Raw genomic sequence first — 16,482 nt, 5'->3', positions numbered from 1 at the left:
TAGAAACTAAGAGTCGAGTGGAAGAAATGCAAATTTAACTCCCGCTTCCTTGAGCATCTGCTCGGAAAGATCGTCAGGGTATTTTTCGGAATAGTATATTGCCGTTACGCCGGTGTTGATCAGCATCTTGGTGCAGATCAGGCAGGGCTGGGTGGTGCAGTATATTTCCGCACCTTTCAGGGATATGCCGTGCAGTGCACCCTGAATGATTACGTTCTGTTCGGCATGCAGGCCGCGGCATAATTCGTGCCGCTGTCCGGATGGAACCCCGAGGCTTTCACGGATGCAGCCGACATCGGCGCAGTGTGCAGTATCAGAGGGCGGACCGTTGTAGCCGGTGGCGAGGATGCGTTTGTCCTTGACCGCCACGGCACCCACCTTGCGTCTTGTACAGGTGGCCCTCTCGGCTACAAGGTGCGCTATGCGCATGAAATATTCAGGCCACGGAAGTCTGTTGTCCATGGAATGCTCCCTGCTTTCTAAGCTGAAACGGACCCGGACTTTAATCCGGGCCCGTTTTTAATGGTACGTGCTGGTTGCCAGAGCCTGGGAAGGCTCTAGGGTGATGCGCTTGCGCGCTTTTGACGATCTGATTTCGCCTCCGGCGGCCAAAGGAGCTAAGCACCTTTGGAATCCCTGTCAGGGATTCTCTCGCGTTCAGCAAAAACGGCAGTCATAATCTGAATTAACCCTGTCTGCGTAATTGCAGATTACAGGATCAATCCTAGTACGCAAACAGCGGGTAATCTTTCGCGAAGTCTGCAACTTCCTTGCTGATTTCAGCAAGTCTGGTCTCGTTGCCGACGGATTCGAGGGCAGCGGTGATCCAGCCGGCCACTTTCACCATTTCGGCTTCTTTCATTCCGCGGGTGGTCAGAGCCGGGGTACCGATGCGGACGCCGGAGGTAACGAACGGGGAACGGGTTTCAAAGGGAATGGTGTTTTTGTTGACGGTAATGCCTGCTTCGTCAAGGGCATGTTCGGCGTCTTTGCCGGTGATGTCCTTGTTGGTCAGGTCGACCATCATGAGGTGGTTGTCAGTACCGCCGGAAACCAGTTCGAAACCGGCATCCATGAGGTTCTTTGCCAGTGCAGCGGCGTTGGCTACAACCTGCTTCTGGTATTCAACGTAGGAAGGCTTGAGGGCCTCACCAAAGGCAACCGCTTTCGCTGCAATGACGTGCATGAGCGGACCGCCCTGAATACCGGGGAAAATGTTGGAGTTCAGAGATTTGCCGTACTCCTCGGAGGAGAGGATCATACCGCCGCGGGGACCGCGCAGGGTTTTGTGAGTGGTAGTGGTGGTGTAGTGGGCATGCTCAATGCAGGAGGGGTGTACGCCTGCTGCGATGAGACCTGCGATGTGCGCCATGTCAACCATCAGCACAGCGCCTACTTCGTCAGCAATCTGGCGGAAACGGGCGAAGTCGATGATACGGGGGTAGGCGGAAGCACCGGCAATGATCATCTTGGGTTTGCACTCTTTGGCAATCTCAAGGACGTTGTCGTAGTTGATGGTCTTGGTTTCAGGATCAACACCGTAGAATTTGATGTCGAAGAGCTTGCCGGAGAAGTTGACCGGGGAACCGTGGGTCAGGTGGCCGCCGTGGGACAGGTCCATGCCGAGTACGGTGTCGCCGGGCTTGAGGGCCGCAAAGTATACGGCCATGTTGGCCTGTGAACCGGAGTGGGGCTGTACGTTTACATATTCGCAGCCGAAGATCTGTTTGGCGCGGTCGCGGGCAAGGTCTTCTGCCAGGTCAACGAATTCACAGCCGCCGTAGTAGCGTTTTCCGGGGTAACCTTCAGCGTATTTGTGGGTCATTACACTGCCCATGGCCTGACGAACCGCAGTGGAGGTGAAGTTCTCCGATGCGATAAGTTCAAGCTTGGTCATCTGGCGGGTTACTTCCTGGGCGATGGCAGCGGCTACTGCCGGATCTTTCATCATCAGTTCTTCCATGACAAGCTCCGTATTTTTAAAATTAGAAATTTATATGCCACCGGCGTGCCTGCTGGCGGTGTTTCCGGGGGCCGTCCGAGGGCCGGAGAATTATGGTTTAAAAGCTTCTCCGGACTCTTCTAAAACATTTAGCAGGGCTTTGCTCCAGTGAGGTTCAGCCCGTTCGGAAAATTGTGGTGATCACAAAAACTTTTTACTCGGCAACCAAGATTATGTCTACATACAGGAAAAGGTTTGGAAAGGCAGGTATTATCTGTTCCGCAAAATCTTTCATACACAGACGCGAAGCCTGTTAAAAAGTTTTGGGATACTTAAACCCTTTTCCCAAAAGGGTTTAAGGCCCCCGGCAGGGTCGCCGGAGGCCTATTGATTCAGCTTAAGCTTCGAATTTTTTGAAGAGCATGCAGGCGTTGGTTCCGCCGAAGCCGAAGGAGTTGCTCAGTGCATACTCGGCCTGCTTTTCGCGGGATCCGCCTTTACCGTAATCAAGGTCGCAATCGGGATCGGGATCGATCTGGTTGATTGTTCCCGGAATGATGCCGGTTTCAAGTGTTTTGACTGCGAAAACAGCTTCCATGCCGCCGGCTCCGCCGAGCAGGTGCCCGGTCTGACCTTTGTTTGCGGCAATGGCGATGTTGTATGCGTGGTCGCCGAAGACTTTCTTGATGGCGGTAGTTTCGCAGAAGTCGTTGAGTTTTGTGGATGTTCCGTGAGCGTTGATGTGATCAACGTCGGAGGGCTTGATCTTCGCTTCGCGGATGGCTGCTTCCATGGCCAGAGACATGCCTTCGCCGTCCTCCATGGGAGCGGTCATGTGGTAGGCGTCTCCGGATGCGCCGAAGCCGACTACTTCGGCCAGAATCTTGGCACCGCGTGCCTTGGCGTGGTCCAGAGATTCAAGCAGCAGCAGTCCGCAGCCTTCACCCATTACAAAACCGTCACGGCCTGCGTCAAACGGGCGGGAAGCGGTCTGCGGATCTTCGTTGCGGGTGGAAAGGGCCTTCATGGCGGTGAATCCGGCAAAGCCGAGAGGTGTGATGGTGGATTCTGCTCCGCCGCAGATCATAACGTCGGCGCGGCCGAGCATGATGTCAGTGTATGCTGCGCCGATGGCGTGGGTTCCGGATGCGCATGCAGTGCAGAGGCACATGTTGGGGCCCTGGGCTCCGGCGAAAATGGAAACCTGTCCGGCAGCCATGTTGCCGATGATGATGGGAATGAAGAACGGCGTAATTTTCTTGGGACCGGATTTCATCAGCTTGGTGTGCTGTTCTTCAATGGTTTCGAGGCCTCCGAGGCCGACTCCAATGATGACACCGGCGCGTTTTCTTGCTTCGCCCTCAAGCTTGAGCCCGGTGGATTCCATGAGCATCTGGTTGGCAGCCACCGCGAACTGGGTGAACCTTTCCATGCGTTTGGCCTGCTTTGCGGGGATGTATTTTGTGGGATCAAAGTCCTTTACTTCCCCGGCGATGCGGGCGGTGTACTCGCTGGCGTCAAATGCGGTAATTTCGGCGATCCCGCACTTCCCTTCAATGAGGTTGTTCCAACTGGTATCGACATCGTTACCGATGGGGGTGATGGCGGAAACGCCTGTTACTACTACCCTGTTCATGTATAAGAACCTGTATGATTGGTTGTGGTTATTCCGGCGGGGGCCTGAAAGATAAAAAGCGCCTTACGCCCGTTGGGGAGCCGTAAGGCGCTCTTCTTAAACCCTGAAGTCAGAGAGTAAACTCTACTGCTTGCTTTCTACGAAAGCGATAGCGTCTTTTACTTTCAGAATCTTCTGAGCTTCTTCATCTTCGATTTCTACGTCGAACTCTTCTTCCATGGCCATGATGAGTTCGGTGAGGTCAAGAGAGTCGGCACCGAGATCTTCAACGAAAGAAGCTTCTTCTTTTACTTCGTCTTCGGAAACGCCAAGCTGGTCAACGATAATTGCTTTTACTTTTTCAGCTGCGGACATAGTCCCCTCCAAATCATTATTTTTTAATGTTTTTTGTCTACATGTACATCCCGCCGTTAACGGCGAGAGTCTGTCCAGTGATATAACCGGAGTCTTCCGACGCGAGGAAGGAGACCGCATTCGCTATATCTTCGGATTTTCCGAGTTTTTTCAGCGGAATATTTTCCATCATCTGTGCCACGACTTTTTCAGGCAGTTCTGCGGTCATGTCGGTTTCAATGAATCCCGGTGCAACGGCATTCACTGTGACTCCGCGGGAAGCAAGCTCGATGGCACTGGCCTTGGTCAGCCCGATAAGGCCGGCCTTGGCGGATACATAGTTGGCCTGTCCGGCATTGCCGGCCTGACCGACAACAGAGGATATGTTGATGATTCTGCCGTAACGCTGCTTCATCATGATTTTGCCCGCTTCACGCAGACAGGTGAAGGCTCCGGTCAGGTTGATGTCCAGCACCTTGTCCCAGTCTTCGTCTTTCATGCGGACCAGCAGGCCGTCGCGGGTGATTCCGGCGTTGTTGACCAAAACATCCAGTTTGACCTTGCCTTTGATTTCGTCTTTGAAAAAGGCGGCGACAGCATCACGGTCAGAAGAATCAAGTTTGAATGAGCGGGCCTTTCCGCCTGCGGCTTCAATTTCAGCGCAGACTTTATCGGCCCCGTCGGGGCGGCTGACGTAGGTGATGATCACTTCAAAGCCGTCTTTGGCAAGCCTTTTGGCACAGGCTTCGCCGATTCCTCTGGAACCGCCCGTCACAAGGGCGGTGCTTGGCAGTTCACTCATCTGATTTCCTCTATGTTGAATTAAAGTAGTCCTGCGTCTCATAGCCTAAAGCGGCTTTGACTGCAAATCTAATCTAAAATTAATCTTCTTAAACATTCATGAGCGTTTGCGTGATGTTCTTTTTCCTTTTCATACAACGAGGTTGTGACTGTTGTGTGAAAAAATAAAGACCTTTTTCGCAACGCCAGATTAAAACTGGATCAGTGAAGATCCCCATGTCAGTCCGCCGCCGAAAGTAGCCAGCAGAACCAGATCCCCGTCCTTGATGAAACCGGATTCCCTTGCATCCGCAAGGGCGATGGGGATCGAAGCCGCAGAGGTGTTGCCGAACATGTCGACGTTCACGAAAACTTTTTCGCGGGGAACGTCCAGCTTCTTGCCTACAGCCTCAATGATGCGCAGGTTGGCCTGATGCGGCAGGAGCACGTCCACATCTTCAGTGGTGAAGCTGTTGCGCTCAAGAATCTCGTTGGAGATGGCGGTCATGGACCTTACTGCATGCTTGTAGATTTCCCGGCCCTGCATCTGGACGAAGTTTTCTTCGCCGACAGTATCGCCGAGCTTGTAGGGATAGGCAGAACCTGCGCCTTTGATGGTCAGGTTCATGGCCGGACCGCCGTCAGCGGAAAGGATTGTGTCTATGACCCGTCCGGGTTCTCCTTCCTGTCCGGCCGAGAGAACAGCCGCACCGGCGCCGTCTCCGAAGAGGACGCAGGTGGAGCGGTCTTCCCAGTTCACGCGGCTGGTGAGGACTTCAGCACCACAAATAAGAATTTTTGAGCTAGGGTCAAGGTTGATCAGGGCGCGGGCCACTTCAAGGGCATAAACGAAACCGGAGCAGGCCGCGGAAAGATCCATGGCTACACGGTTTCTGATACCAAGACGCTCCATGAGCAGGCAGGAAGTAGTCGGGACCGGCATGTCGCCGGTGAAGGTGGCCACTATGATATGGGTGAGCTCCCCGGCTTCCATCCCTGCTGCGGCAAGGGCTTTAACCGAGGCGGCGTGTGCCAGATCCAGGCAGGTCTCGTTTTCAACGATATGACGCTGCCTGATTCCGGTGCGGGTGGTGATCCATTCGTCGTTTGTGTCAACGAATTTCTCCAGGTCCGCATTTGTATACAACTTTTCAGGGACATGGAAACCAAGGCCCCTGATGTGCGAGAAAGTACTCATTATGCCATTCCTGTTTTAGGATGGAAAATGCAACAGGCGGTCTTGATCTGGAAAAAACTGTGCTGGAGGCTGCCGGGAGGAAAAGATCGCTACAACTCAGGTGCGGTGATTCCCTTGTGGGCGGCCAGCCCTTCCTTGAGGTGGGCTACAGCATCATTTTTTACAAAAGTGGCGGCCATTTCAATGGCACGCTCAACCGCCCGGGAATCGGCTTTGCCGTGACAGACAAGGACGATTCCGTTCAGTCCTAGGACTGGCGCTCCGCCGTATTCGGACTTGTCCAGGAGTCGGCTGAATCTCTTGAAGGCTTTCATGGCGAGCATGGCTCCGATCTTGGAGACAATATCGCGTTTGAGTTCGCCCTTCAGAAGGTGTGCAAAACTGCTGGCCAGCCCTTCGGCGAGTTTGAGTGCCACGTTGCCTACAAAACCGTCACAAACGGCAACATCAACATCCCCGGTGAATATGTCGCGACCTTCGATGTTGCCCACGAAATTCAGTGATGAACTCTTGAGCATGTCGTAGGTGGTCTTGACCAGGGTGTTGCCCTTGCCTTCCTCTTCCCCGATGGTCAGAAGACCGATGCGGGGCTTTTCATAGCCCAGCACGTCTCGGGCCAGCACGTCGGCCATGAGCCCGTACTGGAAGAGGTGTTCAGGTTTGCAGTCTACATTGGCACCCACGTCCAGAAGAACCATGGGTTTTTTTTCAGTGGGAAGAATACCGGCCATTCCCGGACGCAGCACTCCCTTGATTCTGCCGATGGTGAACATGCCGCAGGCCACGGTCGCTCCGGAGTTACCGGCGCTGACGACCCCGTCTGCCTTGCCTTCCTTGACCAGCCTGCAGGCAACCTGAATGGAGGAGTCCTTTTTACGGCGCATGGCGTCGGCAGGCTTGTCTTCCATGGTTACGATCTGTGAGGCGTGGACAATGTCAATAGTACATGATCCGGTGTCGAGCTTTTCGAGCTCGGACCGGATCATGTACTCATCACCAACCAGAGTAATCGGGAGTCCCTTCTTTGCGGCCGAAACCGCAGCCGGGACGATAACCGTAAGGCCGTAGTCGCCTCCCATGGCGTCAACGGCGATGCGGGGAATTATGTTAGGCATCTTCGGAAGTGATTACCTGACGACCTTTGTAGGAACCACAGGAAGAACACGCTCTGTGAGGGATGATAGGCTCACCGCACTCGCAGTATACTACGTTGGGGGTTGCTACGTGGTCGTGGGAACGACGCATGTTCTTGCGGGATTTGGAAGTTTTCTTTTTCGGCTGTGCCATGACTAGTCTCCTAGAGTGATTTTTTAAACCGGTCTTATGCGGACCGGAACTTAGTTCTTTATCTTAAGATTGCGGAAAACCGCAAGCCTTGGATCGCCCTCATCCTTGTTGCACTGGCATTTGCCTTTATTAAGGTCTGCACCGCATTTATCGCAGAGTCCCTTGCATTCTTCCTTGCAAAGGGGCTTTACGGGCAGGGCAATGGCGAAATTTTCCCAGAGCAGGGCTCCGATGTTGAGTTTCAAGCCGTCCTTGGTCCGAACCACCGGGGACTCTTCGTCCTTTTCCGATTCGGCCACCTGCTCGAATTCCTCAAATTCGGTGGAAATTTTGTGCTTGTAGTCTGCCGTGCATCTGTCACACGAAATGATTACTGAACCGCTGGTTCTGCCCCGGACAAGGCAACCGTCTCCCTGGGGGAGGACGTAGACTTCCGACACAAGGGGATCTCCTTCACGGACTTCCACCTTGAACCGTTTCCAGGCGTCAGACCAGAAGTTCTGGTCCTCGAAAACGAAATCCTGTCCCTCTTCGGGAATGTCATTTAAAGTAATCCAGAGTTCAGACATATTTTCTCCTCGCGGAGGGTTTTCCTATATGAGTTTTTTTTCTTCTGTCAAGGAAAAAGAGCTTGCATTTTCCAGAGCGAGCGTTTAAATGATACCTCTTTTGTTCGGACGGAGCGATTTCCCTTGCAGGGATCTATGCTTTCCGGCATCCTAGAAAAGGTTACTACCATCAAGGAGGTTCAACATGTCCCAGGTATGCGATATATGCGGAAAAGGCCCTCAGAGCGGCAACAACGTTTCTCATGCTCACAACAAGACCAAGAGACGCTTCATGCCCAACCTGCAGAAGGTCCGCACCCAGCTTCCCAGCGGTGAAGTGAAAAGCATCAAGGCTTGCACTCGCTGCATCCGCTCCGGCTCTGTTGTAAAGCCCGTAGCTAAAAAGTAAGTTAGGTTACATTCTTTTTTCGCACGGCCAGTTCGTGTAAAAAGCCCCGGTCATAAATAATTATGGCTGGGGCTTTTTTTTGCTTTTTCTTCCGGGATTATTCCGCCGCCCATTTAAGCGCATCCGCAAGTTTTTCCGCCGTGAAGGTCTTCACTTCCCCGCTCATCAGTGCCCCGGCAACCTTTGTTCCCCACTCGACCCATCCCGGTCCTCCGACAATGGCGATTTTGTCGAAGTCGTTGCGGTGAACAAAGCCGAACCGGGCGTCCTCCCACATGGCTGCGAGGTCCCAGCCCTTGAATTCCTCGTCCATGTACAGCAGGCACCGGCATTTGCCATATTTTTCAATGACCTGCTGCAGAGCGGGAATCCACACCTCAGAGTAGTCATTTCCGCTGAGAGTTCCGGTGGCCCTTACCGCCAGCATAGGCCCGCTGCTTTCAGGCATGACTTCAATCATGATTACGCTCCTTGAAAGGGTGTCGATAAATATTGTGTTATAAAAGAATTATCACGGACCAAAAAAAAGGGGAAGTTTCATTTGTGAAACTTCCCCTGCTCGTTACTTGTTGCTGTCGCTAAGCTGTTTCAAAAGCCTGTTTTCTGAATACCGATCTTTCTCTCAGAACCATGACTGCAAGCAGGACCGCACCGGCGGCGTGAAGGCTCATGTCCGGCCAGAGCAGCATGACAGCAGTTCCCATGTAGAGAAGTCTCTGGAGGAAGTTTAGCGCATAGGTGTTGAATCCCTCAAAGAATACCGCAAAGCAGAACAGGCCCGCGGTGGCGGTGATTGCGGTTTCCGCCACCTGCCATACCGTTCCTTCAAACAGTATCGGGGTGTAGCAGAACAGCAGCGGGATGACGTACAGTCCCTTGGCTATCTTCCAAGATTCAAATCCCGTCTCAAGCGGGCTGGACCCGGAAATGCCCGAAGCGCTGTACGCCGCCAGACAGACCGGCGGGGTCACGTTGGCATCCTGCGAGTACCAGAAAATGAGCATGTGGGCCGCCAGAAGGCTTGTACCGAGCATCTGCATGGCCGGAGCCGCCAGAACTGCCAGAACGATGTAGGAGGCTGTTACGGGCAGTCCCATGCCCAGTACCAGTGAAGCCAGCGCCACCATGATGATGGTCAGGAGCAGACTGTTTCCGGCAACCATGGTTATGAGCATGGAGAATTTGATACCCATGCCGACCATGAGCACGACCCCAACCACAATTCCGGAGCAGAGCAGGATGACCCCGGTGGTGACCATGTTCTGTCCTCCGGCTGCCAGTGCATCAAGGATGTCGCGCCCGGACATGCGGGTTTTGGGGTTGATCCAGCTGGCTACGACAATCCCCACAATACCTCCGCAGGCGGAGAATGTGGGGGTGAATCCGGCCATGAGCAGCCCCATGAGCACGCCGATGGGGAGAAAGAAGTTCCATCCCTCCTTGATGACTTCGCCGATGCGGGGAATATCCTCTTCGGGAATAGGTTTGATCCCGAGTTTCTTGGCCCGCAGGTGGACGAAGAAGGCGACGCTGATGAAATACATGATGGCTGGGATGAAGGCGACGGCGACGATGGTCAGGTAGGGAATCTGGGTCCACTGGCTCATGATGAACGCACCGGCGCCCATGATGGGCGGCATGAGCTGGCCTCCGGTGGAGGCTGCTGCCTCTACCGCCCCGGCGAACTTGCTGGGGAAGCCGGTTTTCTTCATCAGGGGGATTGTTATGGAACCGGTCCCGACCGTGTTGGCAACAGCGCTTCCCGAAACCGAACCCATAAAACCTGAAGCGAAAACAGCCATTTTAGCCGGGCCTCCAATGGTCCGGCCCATGGTTGCCATGGAGAGCCTGATGATGAATTCACCGGCCCCGGATTTGATCAGGAATGATGCGAAGAGTACGAAAAGGAATACAAAGGTACTGGAAATAGTGGCAATGGTTCCGAAGATACCGTCCGGGGCAAAGTACATGCGGTAAAGCATGCGTTCCACCGTTACTCCGGGGAAGTGCCAGAGTCCGTCAAGGTATCGCCCGCCACCCAGCCCGTACGCCAGGAATATGGCGGCAAGACAGGGTATGAGCATGCCCGTGGTCCGCCGGGTTATCTCCATCAGGAGAATGATCGCCAGCCCTGCCGCAATGAGATCCGCCAGTATGGGCACCTCGTTGCGCATGTGCAGTGCGTCTTCAAAGAAAACAAGGTATAGTCCTACCCCGAAGGACAGGATTGCCAGAAAATAATCTGCAGGCAGAGATTCGCGGGCATGCTTTTTGAGCATGGGGTACTGCAGGAACCCGATGAAGAGCATGAAGGAGTAGTGGATGGCGTTCCTCTGGATTTCGGGCATGATGCCGATGGTGTTTACCCAGAGGTGGAAGAGAGAACAGATGATGCCTGTGGCGTAAAGCAGTTTAGCGGTGCGACCTTCAATTACGCGCTTTATCGCGAGGGTTTCGCCGCCTGAATCTTTCTTAACTGCCGGCTTTGGGGAAGTCGTGTCAGCCATAAATTATCCTTGGAATGAATTGTGAGAGGTGGCGGACTTGAAAGTCCGCCACCTTAAATGCGTGAACCGTAATTATTTTATGATGCCGACTTCGCGATAGTACTTCTCGGCACCGGGATGCAGGGGAGCGGGAAGGCCTGCGGTGGCGCGTTCAAGTGACATGGCCTTGGTGGCCTTGTGGATGTTGTTCAGGAAGGGCAGGTTTTCGTAAATGGTCTTGGTGATCTTGTAGACAACATCTTCAGGCAGATCGGCGCGGCAGGCCAGGAAGTTGGGCTGGGCAATGGTCCTGATGTCTTTTGTCTGTGAAGGATAAGTGCCTGCGGGAATCACGTAGCGGTTCCAGATGGGATACTTCTTCTGGATTTCAGCAAGCTGGGCATCGCTGAAGTCAAGAACAGTCACATCATCCGAGCCGAGCTGAGCGTAAAGCTGGGTGATTGCTGCTGCAGGGGGGCCGGCGGGAATGTTGGCCCCGGCAATCCTTCCGTCCATCATGGCCTGTGCAGAGGGTGTGTAGCCGAGGTACTCAAGGATGAGATCCTTTTCCATGTCTACGCCCATTATTTTGAGCAGGGTTCTTCCCGAGCCTTCAGTTCCGCTGCCGCGCTTGCCGATGGAAAATTTCTTGTCCAGTCCTTTGAGGTCTGAAATGTCACCGGTTTTTATGTACTTGTTCAGCAGGGGGAAGTGTTCAACGTTTTCCCAGAGCATGGTGATGGAACGGAAGTCCTTGAAGGCCTTGCCTTCATACGGTCCCTCTCCCTCATAGGCATTGAGCCCGAACAGGGCCTGCAGAATGGCAAGGTCGGCTTCCTTGTTCTTGAGCATCTGGATGTTTTCGCCGGAACCAGCGGAGTTGATTGCGGTTGCGGTGATCTTGTCAGCGCTGGAAAGTTTGATGCTGATCAGTGTTCCGATAGCAACACCAACCGGGTAGTATGTTCCGCCGGTTGTGGCTGTAGCGATGATCAGGTTGTTGTCGCTGGCCTGTGATGGGGCTGCTGAAAAGGTAAGACAAAGCATGCACACCAGAACGAGGCTGGCAAATTTCTTGAACATAGTTCCTCCGCGGTTGGATGTTGGACAGGTGAGTTTATAAATGCACAGGCCGATACGATGTCGTATGCAGCATTGTTTCATGGAGTGTACTCAAGGTGTTTTGAGTGCTTGTGCCGGAGTGCAGTGATGTCGGCAGGATGTAGATCATCTGGAATTGCAACCCCGGTGTTCATGATTGCTGCACGGATCACTTTGCCAGCGCTTGCAGAAAAGATATAAGGTGTGTTCTTTTGTGCTAGAGTCGCCGGATTGTCCGGGTTGTATATTATGTAAAAGATAAAAAATCCAGTTGCTGGTATATATGTACCTTATGGCATTTTTGATTGTATGATCAAATTTTGCTATGCAGGTATGATGTATAAGTTATGCAGTAAGTTGGAATTGAAATGAACGTGAATTAAAATATATATGTGTACCATTCAAGTTGAAAATTTAAATTTATATTCTACTCGTGATCGATTTTTTTAGTTGTGTATTAATTTGCTTTAAATACGCAGTGTGATTTGCGAATAACGAATTCAAGGCAAGATTAAATTAAATAAAATTCGAAAGTGAGGGATCACATTTATTTTTGACTGTGTCTCCTGAGACTATTTCCCCATACGTTGTAAACCGCGCTCTGGCTATATTACAACAGACTCAGCACAGTCCTGCTGCATATCCGTCAGAGCGGGGATCACACCCGCCGCAGAGCACTCCGTTGTCAGAATCGCGAATTATTATCTGGCCGCGCCCGAAAATTGTTCGGCTATAACCCTCTATAATTCCGACTGAATGTCCCATAGCTGACAAATCGGCTATGGTTTCGGGTGGTAAGCCTTCTTCAAGGCATACTTTTCCCCCAGCTTCGCCGGGCTCTATACAGAAGCGCAGCCGGTCCAGAGCTTCCTGCGGGCCTGCGCCGTCATCCAGCATGGCCGAGATGACCTGCAGGTGTCCCTGCGGCTGCATGAATCCGCCCATGACTCCGAAGGTGCTGTGCAGGGATTTGTCCGCACGCAGGCAGATACCCGGAATTATGGTGTGGTAGCTGCGTTTGCCTCCGCAAAGGACGTTGGGATGGGCAGGGTCGAGTGAGAAGTTGTGCCCGCGGTTCTGCAGTGAGAATCCGAGTCCGTCCGGAACAATACCTGTTCCGAAGCCCATGTAGTTGGAGTTGACCATGGAACAGCCGTTGCCGTCCTTGTCCACTACGCAGAAATAGACGGTATCGGAACTGTTGACCGGCATTCCGCTTGCGGCAGCAGGATTGGCTCTGTCCTGAAGTATGCAGGCGGCCCTTGCTGCACCGTATGCCGGTGAGAGCAGTTTATCGAGCGGTGGGGTATATTCCTGAGGATCGGCAATATGCTGCCGTGCGTCTGCAAACGCAAGACGCATGGCTTCAATCAGATAGTGCATCCGTTTGGCCGAGTCCGGTTTTCCGAGACCGGCCACATCAATGGTCGAGAGGGTGTTCAAAGCTAGCAGTGCTGCAAGACCCTGTCCGTTGGGCGGGCATTCATGGACTTCGTAGCCTCGGTAGGTGGTGCTGATTGAGTCCTGAAAAAGGGTCGAATGTCCAGCCATGTCTTCCGCTGAAAGAAATCCTCCGTTCTCCCGGACTATTCGGACAATCCGTTCTGCCATGTCTCCACGATAAAACATTTCCCGGGCTTTCTTCGGAGAACAGTCTGCGATCCGGGCAAGAGTCAGTCCGAGCGCCCTGTTAAGCATTATTTCTCCGCAGCGGGGAGCTTCGCCATCAAGCAGCAGGGAAGTTCCACCGGGACTGGTTCTGAGGACATGTTCAGCCCCTTCATTCCACAGATGAGCGGTCACCGGGCTCACAGGAAAGCTCTGCATTGCGTAGTGGATGGCCGGGGCGAGGATTGCTGACAGCGGCATGGTTCCATGTTGTTCGATCATATCCGTCCAGAGTGCGAGGGCTCCGGGAACATTTACGGTCATGGCATGGCGTTTGGGAAGTTCTCCGGCAATACCCATCTCTTGGACTTTGGCCAGCGAAATCTCCGCCGGAGATTTTCCCGAACCGTTCAGGGCCGATACGGTCCTGCCTTTTGCGTTATAGAAAAGGGCAAAGGCATCTCCTCCAAGGCCGGTGCTGCATGGTTCCACCACTGCGAGAGCTGCTGCAACTGCTATGGCCGCATCGGCTGCATTGCCCCCTGCTCGAAGAATTTCCAGCCCGGCCTCGGTTGCGAGCGGTTGACTGGTTGCGACCATGCCGCGGGTTGCGAAAACCGGGGAACGGCGTGAAGTTAAAACGAATTCAGGGAGTTTGTGGCTGGATATTTCAAAAGGGTTCATTACAGATCTCCGGGGTTGTTATTTCCGGGTATGGATCGTAGTTGGTTTGGCAGCGAAAAAGCAAGACCTGATTGGTGGTTTGCAGTTAATCGTTTAGACAGTGCTATCAGGACATATGTGCTGTTTGGCTATACTCAGAGTAATTGTCTTTTGCGTTTCTTCAATATAACCTGAAAAACATGTTGTCATTCTTACGCTGCCTGCTGTTGGCCTCTTTTCTGCTCTTACACGCGGTTCCGGCCATTGCTTCCGACCTTTGCATAATGGCTGAGGAATATCCTCCTTACAGCTATCATGTTGATGGGGAAGCAAAGGGGCTTGTTGTTGAGCTTGTGAAAATTATTCAGGAAAGGCTGGGGGAGCACCCCTCGAAGATTATATTTTACCCTTGGGCCAGAGGATACAAGAAACTACAGGCCGGAATGGGTGATGTCCTTTTTCCCATGGCCATGACCCCGGAGCGTTCGGCCCTGTTCAAGTTCGTGGGGCCAGTTTTTTGGGATGACGTTTATTTTTACGGTCGTAAGGGATGCCGTATTGAGCTCAAAACCGTCGATGATGCCAAAAAGGTTGGCATGATTGCGGTGACGAGGGATGATGTTTTTCATCTCAATCTCGTGAATATGGGATTCGCAAATCTGGATGTGAGTTCATCGCAGGTCTTTGACTTTATGAAATTGAATAAAGGCCGGGTGGCCCTTGTACCCATGGGACGCAAGGCTTTGCAGTATCTCGGCAGGCAGCATCCTGAACTGCACGTGGAAGAACTGGAACGTCTTGGTCCTCCGGTTTTTTTCACCACCGCCTATATTGCCTTTGCACACAAGACTCCCGATGAGGTTATCAGAAAATGGCAGACCGTCCTGGATCAACTCAAGAGCGAAGGTGTCTGGCAGGAGATTATGGACAGGTATTTTCCTCCGGAACCGGAGAAATAAAAGATTCGTGAAGCAGGCAGCAAAAACGCTCCGTTCCCTTCGCAGGGCACGGAGCGTTTTTGCTTTAAATGGACGGTGCGGAACCTGAGTGCCTGCACCTGTAGATATCCGTTAAATTAGGCTAGGGTGACAGCCCGGTTCATGCGGGCGATGGTTTCGGCCTTGCCCAGAACGAGCATCAGTTCATAGAGACCGCCGGGGGACTGGGTCTTGCCGCAGAGGGCAAGGCGGACCGGCTGGCCGATGGCCTTGAACTTCAGGCCCTTTTCTTCAAGGAAGCCCTTGCAGACTGCCTCAAGGGAGTCGTGGGAGTATTCTTCATCAGCGTCGATACGTGCGGTGAGTTCTTTGATGATCTCAAGGGCATCGGGGGTGAAGACTTTTGCCACTGCTTCCATGTCATAGCTTAGGGTCTGGGCATCCATGAGGAAGAAATCGCACATGTCGGCCATTTCCTGATAGTTTGTGGCGCGGGGCTGGAGCAGGGGGATGATCTTTTCAAGGTAAGCGTCTTCTGCTTCGGTTCCTTCGGGCAGGAAGGTGCGCAGTCCTGCTACCAGATCAGCCGGGGCCTTGGCCTTGATGTACTCGCTGTTTACCCAGTCCAGTTTTTTGGTGTCGAAAACGGAAGGGGAGTTGCCTAGGCTGTCGGTATTGAAATAGCTGAAAAGTTCTTCGCGGGAGAAGATCTCCTGATCGCCGTGGGACCAGCCGAGGCGTACAAGGTAGTTTACCACCGCTTCTGGCAGGTAGCCCATTTTTTCGTATTCCATGACCGAAAGGGCACCGTGGCGTTTGGAAAGTTTCTTTTTGTCCGGTCCAAGGATCATGGGCACGTGTCCGAAATTGGGAACATCCCAGCCCAGAGCCTGATAAAGCAGGATCTGACGAGGGGTGTTGTTGACGTGGTCGTCTCCGCGCAGGACATCGGTAACGCCCATGGTGTGGTCATCCACTACAACGGCGAGGTTGTAGGTGGGGGAGCCGTCGCTGCGGCGCAGGATCATGTCGTCCATTTCGGCGTTTTCCACGCTGATGGGGCCCTTGATCATGTCGGTGAAAGAAGTGCGTCCGTCCAGCGGGGCCTTGAAACGTACAACCCTGTTCTCTCCAGGGCCGAGTTTCTTTTCACGGCAGGAACCGTCGTATTTGGGCTTGCGTTTTTCCTGCATGGCCTTTTCGCGCATGGCATCGACTTCTTCAGGAGTGCATTCGCACCAGTAAGCCTTACCTTCAGCCAGAAGCTGGTCGATGTAGCCGTTGTAGATGTCGAAACGTTCGCTCTGGTAAATGGGCTCTCCGACCCAGTCCATGCCCAGCCATTTCATGGAATCGAGGATTGCATCGGTGTATTCCTGTTCGGAACGCTGGCGGTCGGTGTCTTCAATGCGCAGCACAAATTCGCCGCCTTTGTTTTTGGCCAGAAGCCATGCAAAAAGAGCGGTGCGGGCGCCGCCGATATGCAGATGCCCGGTGGGGCTTGGTGCGAAACGGGTTACGGTTTTAGCCATGGTTGTATCTCCTGAAAATAT

16 protein-coding genes are annotated in these 16,482 nt (G+C 53.2%); 2 read left to right on the top strand and 14 right to left on the bottom strand.

Annotated elements, in window-relative coordinates:
• Positions 1-6: 6 nt before the first annotated feature.
• From N7E73_RS05315 to N7E73_RS05275, 9 genes are all read right to left on the bottom strand, one after another.
• On the bottom strand, positions 7-462 hold the full coding sequence (locus N7E73_RS05315; protein WP_432737995.1) for a deoxycytidylate deaminase: 456 nt from the start codon (positions 460-462) through the stop codon (positions 7-9).
• Positions 463-724: 262 nt separating this feature from the next.
• Complete coding sequence (glyA, locus tag N7E73_RS05310; protein WP_432737994.1) at positions 725-1,963, bottom strand: serine hydroxymethyltransferase; 1,239 nt, start codon at positions 1,961-1,963, stop codon at positions 725-727.
• Positions 1,964-2,339: 376 nt separating this feature from the next.
• Positions 2,340-3,578, bottom strand: a complete 1,239-nt coding sequence (gene fabF / locus N7E73_RS05305; protein ID WP_432737993.1) for a beta-ketoacyl-ACP synthase II — start codon at positions 3,576-3,578, stop codon at positions 2,340-2,342.
• 123 nt (positions 3,579-3,701) lie between these two features.
• Complete coding sequence (locus N7E73_RS05300; RefSeq protein ID WP_432737992.1) at positions 3,702-3,932, bottom strand: acyl carrier protein; 231 nt, start codon at positions 3,930-3,932, stop codon at positions 3,702-3,704.
• A gap of 37 nt (positions 3,933-3,969) precedes the next feature.
• On the bottom strand, positions 3,970-4,713 hold the full coding sequence (gene fabG / locus N7E73_RS05295; RefSeq protein ID WP_432737991.1) for a 3-oxoacyl-[acyl-carrier-protein] reductase: 744 nt from the start codon (positions 4,711-4,713) through the stop codon (positions 3,970-3,972).
• Between the two features lie 189 nt (positions 4,714-4,902).
• Positions 4,903-5,889, bottom strand: a complete 987-nt coding sequence (locus N7E73_RS05290; RefSeq protein WP_432737990.1) for a beta-ketoacyl-ACP synthase III — start codon at positions 5,887-5,889, stop codon at positions 4,903-4,905.
• An 89-nt stretch (positions 5,890-5,978) separates the two neighbouring features.
• A complete protein-coding gene (gene plsX, locus N7E73_RS05285; protein ID WP_432737988.1) occupies positions 5,979-7,004 on the bottom strand; it encodes a phosphate acyltransferase PlsX in 1,026 nt (341 codons plus the stop codon).
• Positions 6,997-7,176 (bottom strand): 50S ribosomal protein L32, encoded by a 180-nt coding sequence (rpmF, locus tag N7E73_RS05280; RefSeq protein ID WP_432737986.1) that lies wholly within the window; start codon positions 7,174-7,176, stop codon positions 6,997-6,999. The genes plsX and rpmF overlap by 8 nt, the downstream gene beginning before the upstream one ends.
• Positions 7,177-7,226: 50 nt before the next feature.
• Positions 7,227-7,745 carry a YceD family protein gene (locus N7E73_RS05275; RefSeq protein ID WP_432737985.1) on the bottom strand — a complete coding sequence of 173 codons (519 nt, stop codon included), beginning with the start codon at positions 7,743-7,745 and terminating at the stop codon, positions 7,227-7,229.
• Positions 7,746-7,929: 184 nt separating this feature from the next.
• Here N7E73_RS05275 and rpmB point away from each other — a divergent pair, with 184 nt between their 5' ends.
• Entirely contained in the window at positions 7,930-8,133 is a 204-nt protein-coding gene (rpmB, locus tag N7E73_RS05270; protein WP_432737984.1) for a 50S ribosomal protein L28, read from the top strand.
• 97 nt (positions 8,134-8,230) lie between these two features.
• Here rpmB and N7E73_RS05265 read toward each other — a convergent pair whose 3' ends face one another.
• The 4 genes from N7E73_RS05265 to N7E73_RS05250 form a co-directional block, all read right to left on the bottom strand.
• Positions 8,231-8,593, bottom strand: a complete 363-nt coding sequence (locus tag N7E73_RS05265) for an STAS/SEC14 domain-containing protein (protein ID WP_432737983.1) — start codon at positions 8,591-8,593, stop codon at positions 8,231-8,233.
• Positions 8,594-8,711: 118 nt separating this feature from the next.
• Entirely contained in the window at positions 8,712-10,640 is a 1,929-nt protein-coding gene (locus tag N7E73_RS05260) for a TRAP transporter permease (RefSeq protein ID WP_432737982.1), read from the bottom strand.
• Between the two features lie 72 nt (positions 10,641-10,712).
• Positions 10,713-11,702, bottom strand: a complete 990-nt coding sequence (locus tag N7E73_RS05255; RefSeq protein ID WP_432737981.1) for a TAXI family TRAP transporter solute-binding subunit — start codon at positions 11,700-11,702, stop codon at positions 10,713-10,715.
• A 639-nt stretch (positions 11,703-12,341) separates the two neighbouring features.
• Positions 12,342-14,012, bottom strand: a complete 1,671-nt coding sequence (locus N7E73_RS05250; RefSeq protein ID WP_432737980.1) for a gamma-glutamyltransferase family protein — start codon at positions 14,010-14,012, stop codon at positions 12,342-12,344.
• A 179-nt stretch (positions 14,013-14,191) separates the two neighbouring features.
• On the opposite strand from N7E73_RS05250, the gene N7E73_RS05245 reads away from it, so the two are divergent.
• Entirely contained in the window at positions 14,192-14,950 is a 759-nt protein-coding gene (locus tag N7E73_RS05245) for a substrate-binding periplasmic protein (protein ID WP_432737979.1), read from the top strand.
• Positions 14,951-15,066: 116 nt separating this feature from the next.
• Here the strand turns inward: N7E73_RS05245 and gltX are convergent, their stop codons facing one another.
• On the bottom strand, positions 15,067-16,461 hold the full coding sequence (gltX, locus tag N7E73_RS05240; protein WP_432737978.1) for a glutamate--tRNA ligase: 1,395 nt from the start codon (positions 16,459-16,461) through the stop codon (positions 15,067-15,069).
• Positions 16,462-16,482 lie beyond the last annotated feature (21 nt).

The organism is Maridesulfovibrio sp. FT414 (assembly GCF_050916235.1).
In the GTDB taxonomy this organism is placed as follows: domain Bacteria; phylum Desulfobacterota; class Desulfovibrionia; order Desulfovibrionales; family Desulfovibrionaceae; genus Maridesulfovibrio.
Note: the sequence above shows the minus strand (reverse complement) of the source record. Positions and strands in the feature narration are given on the sequence as shown.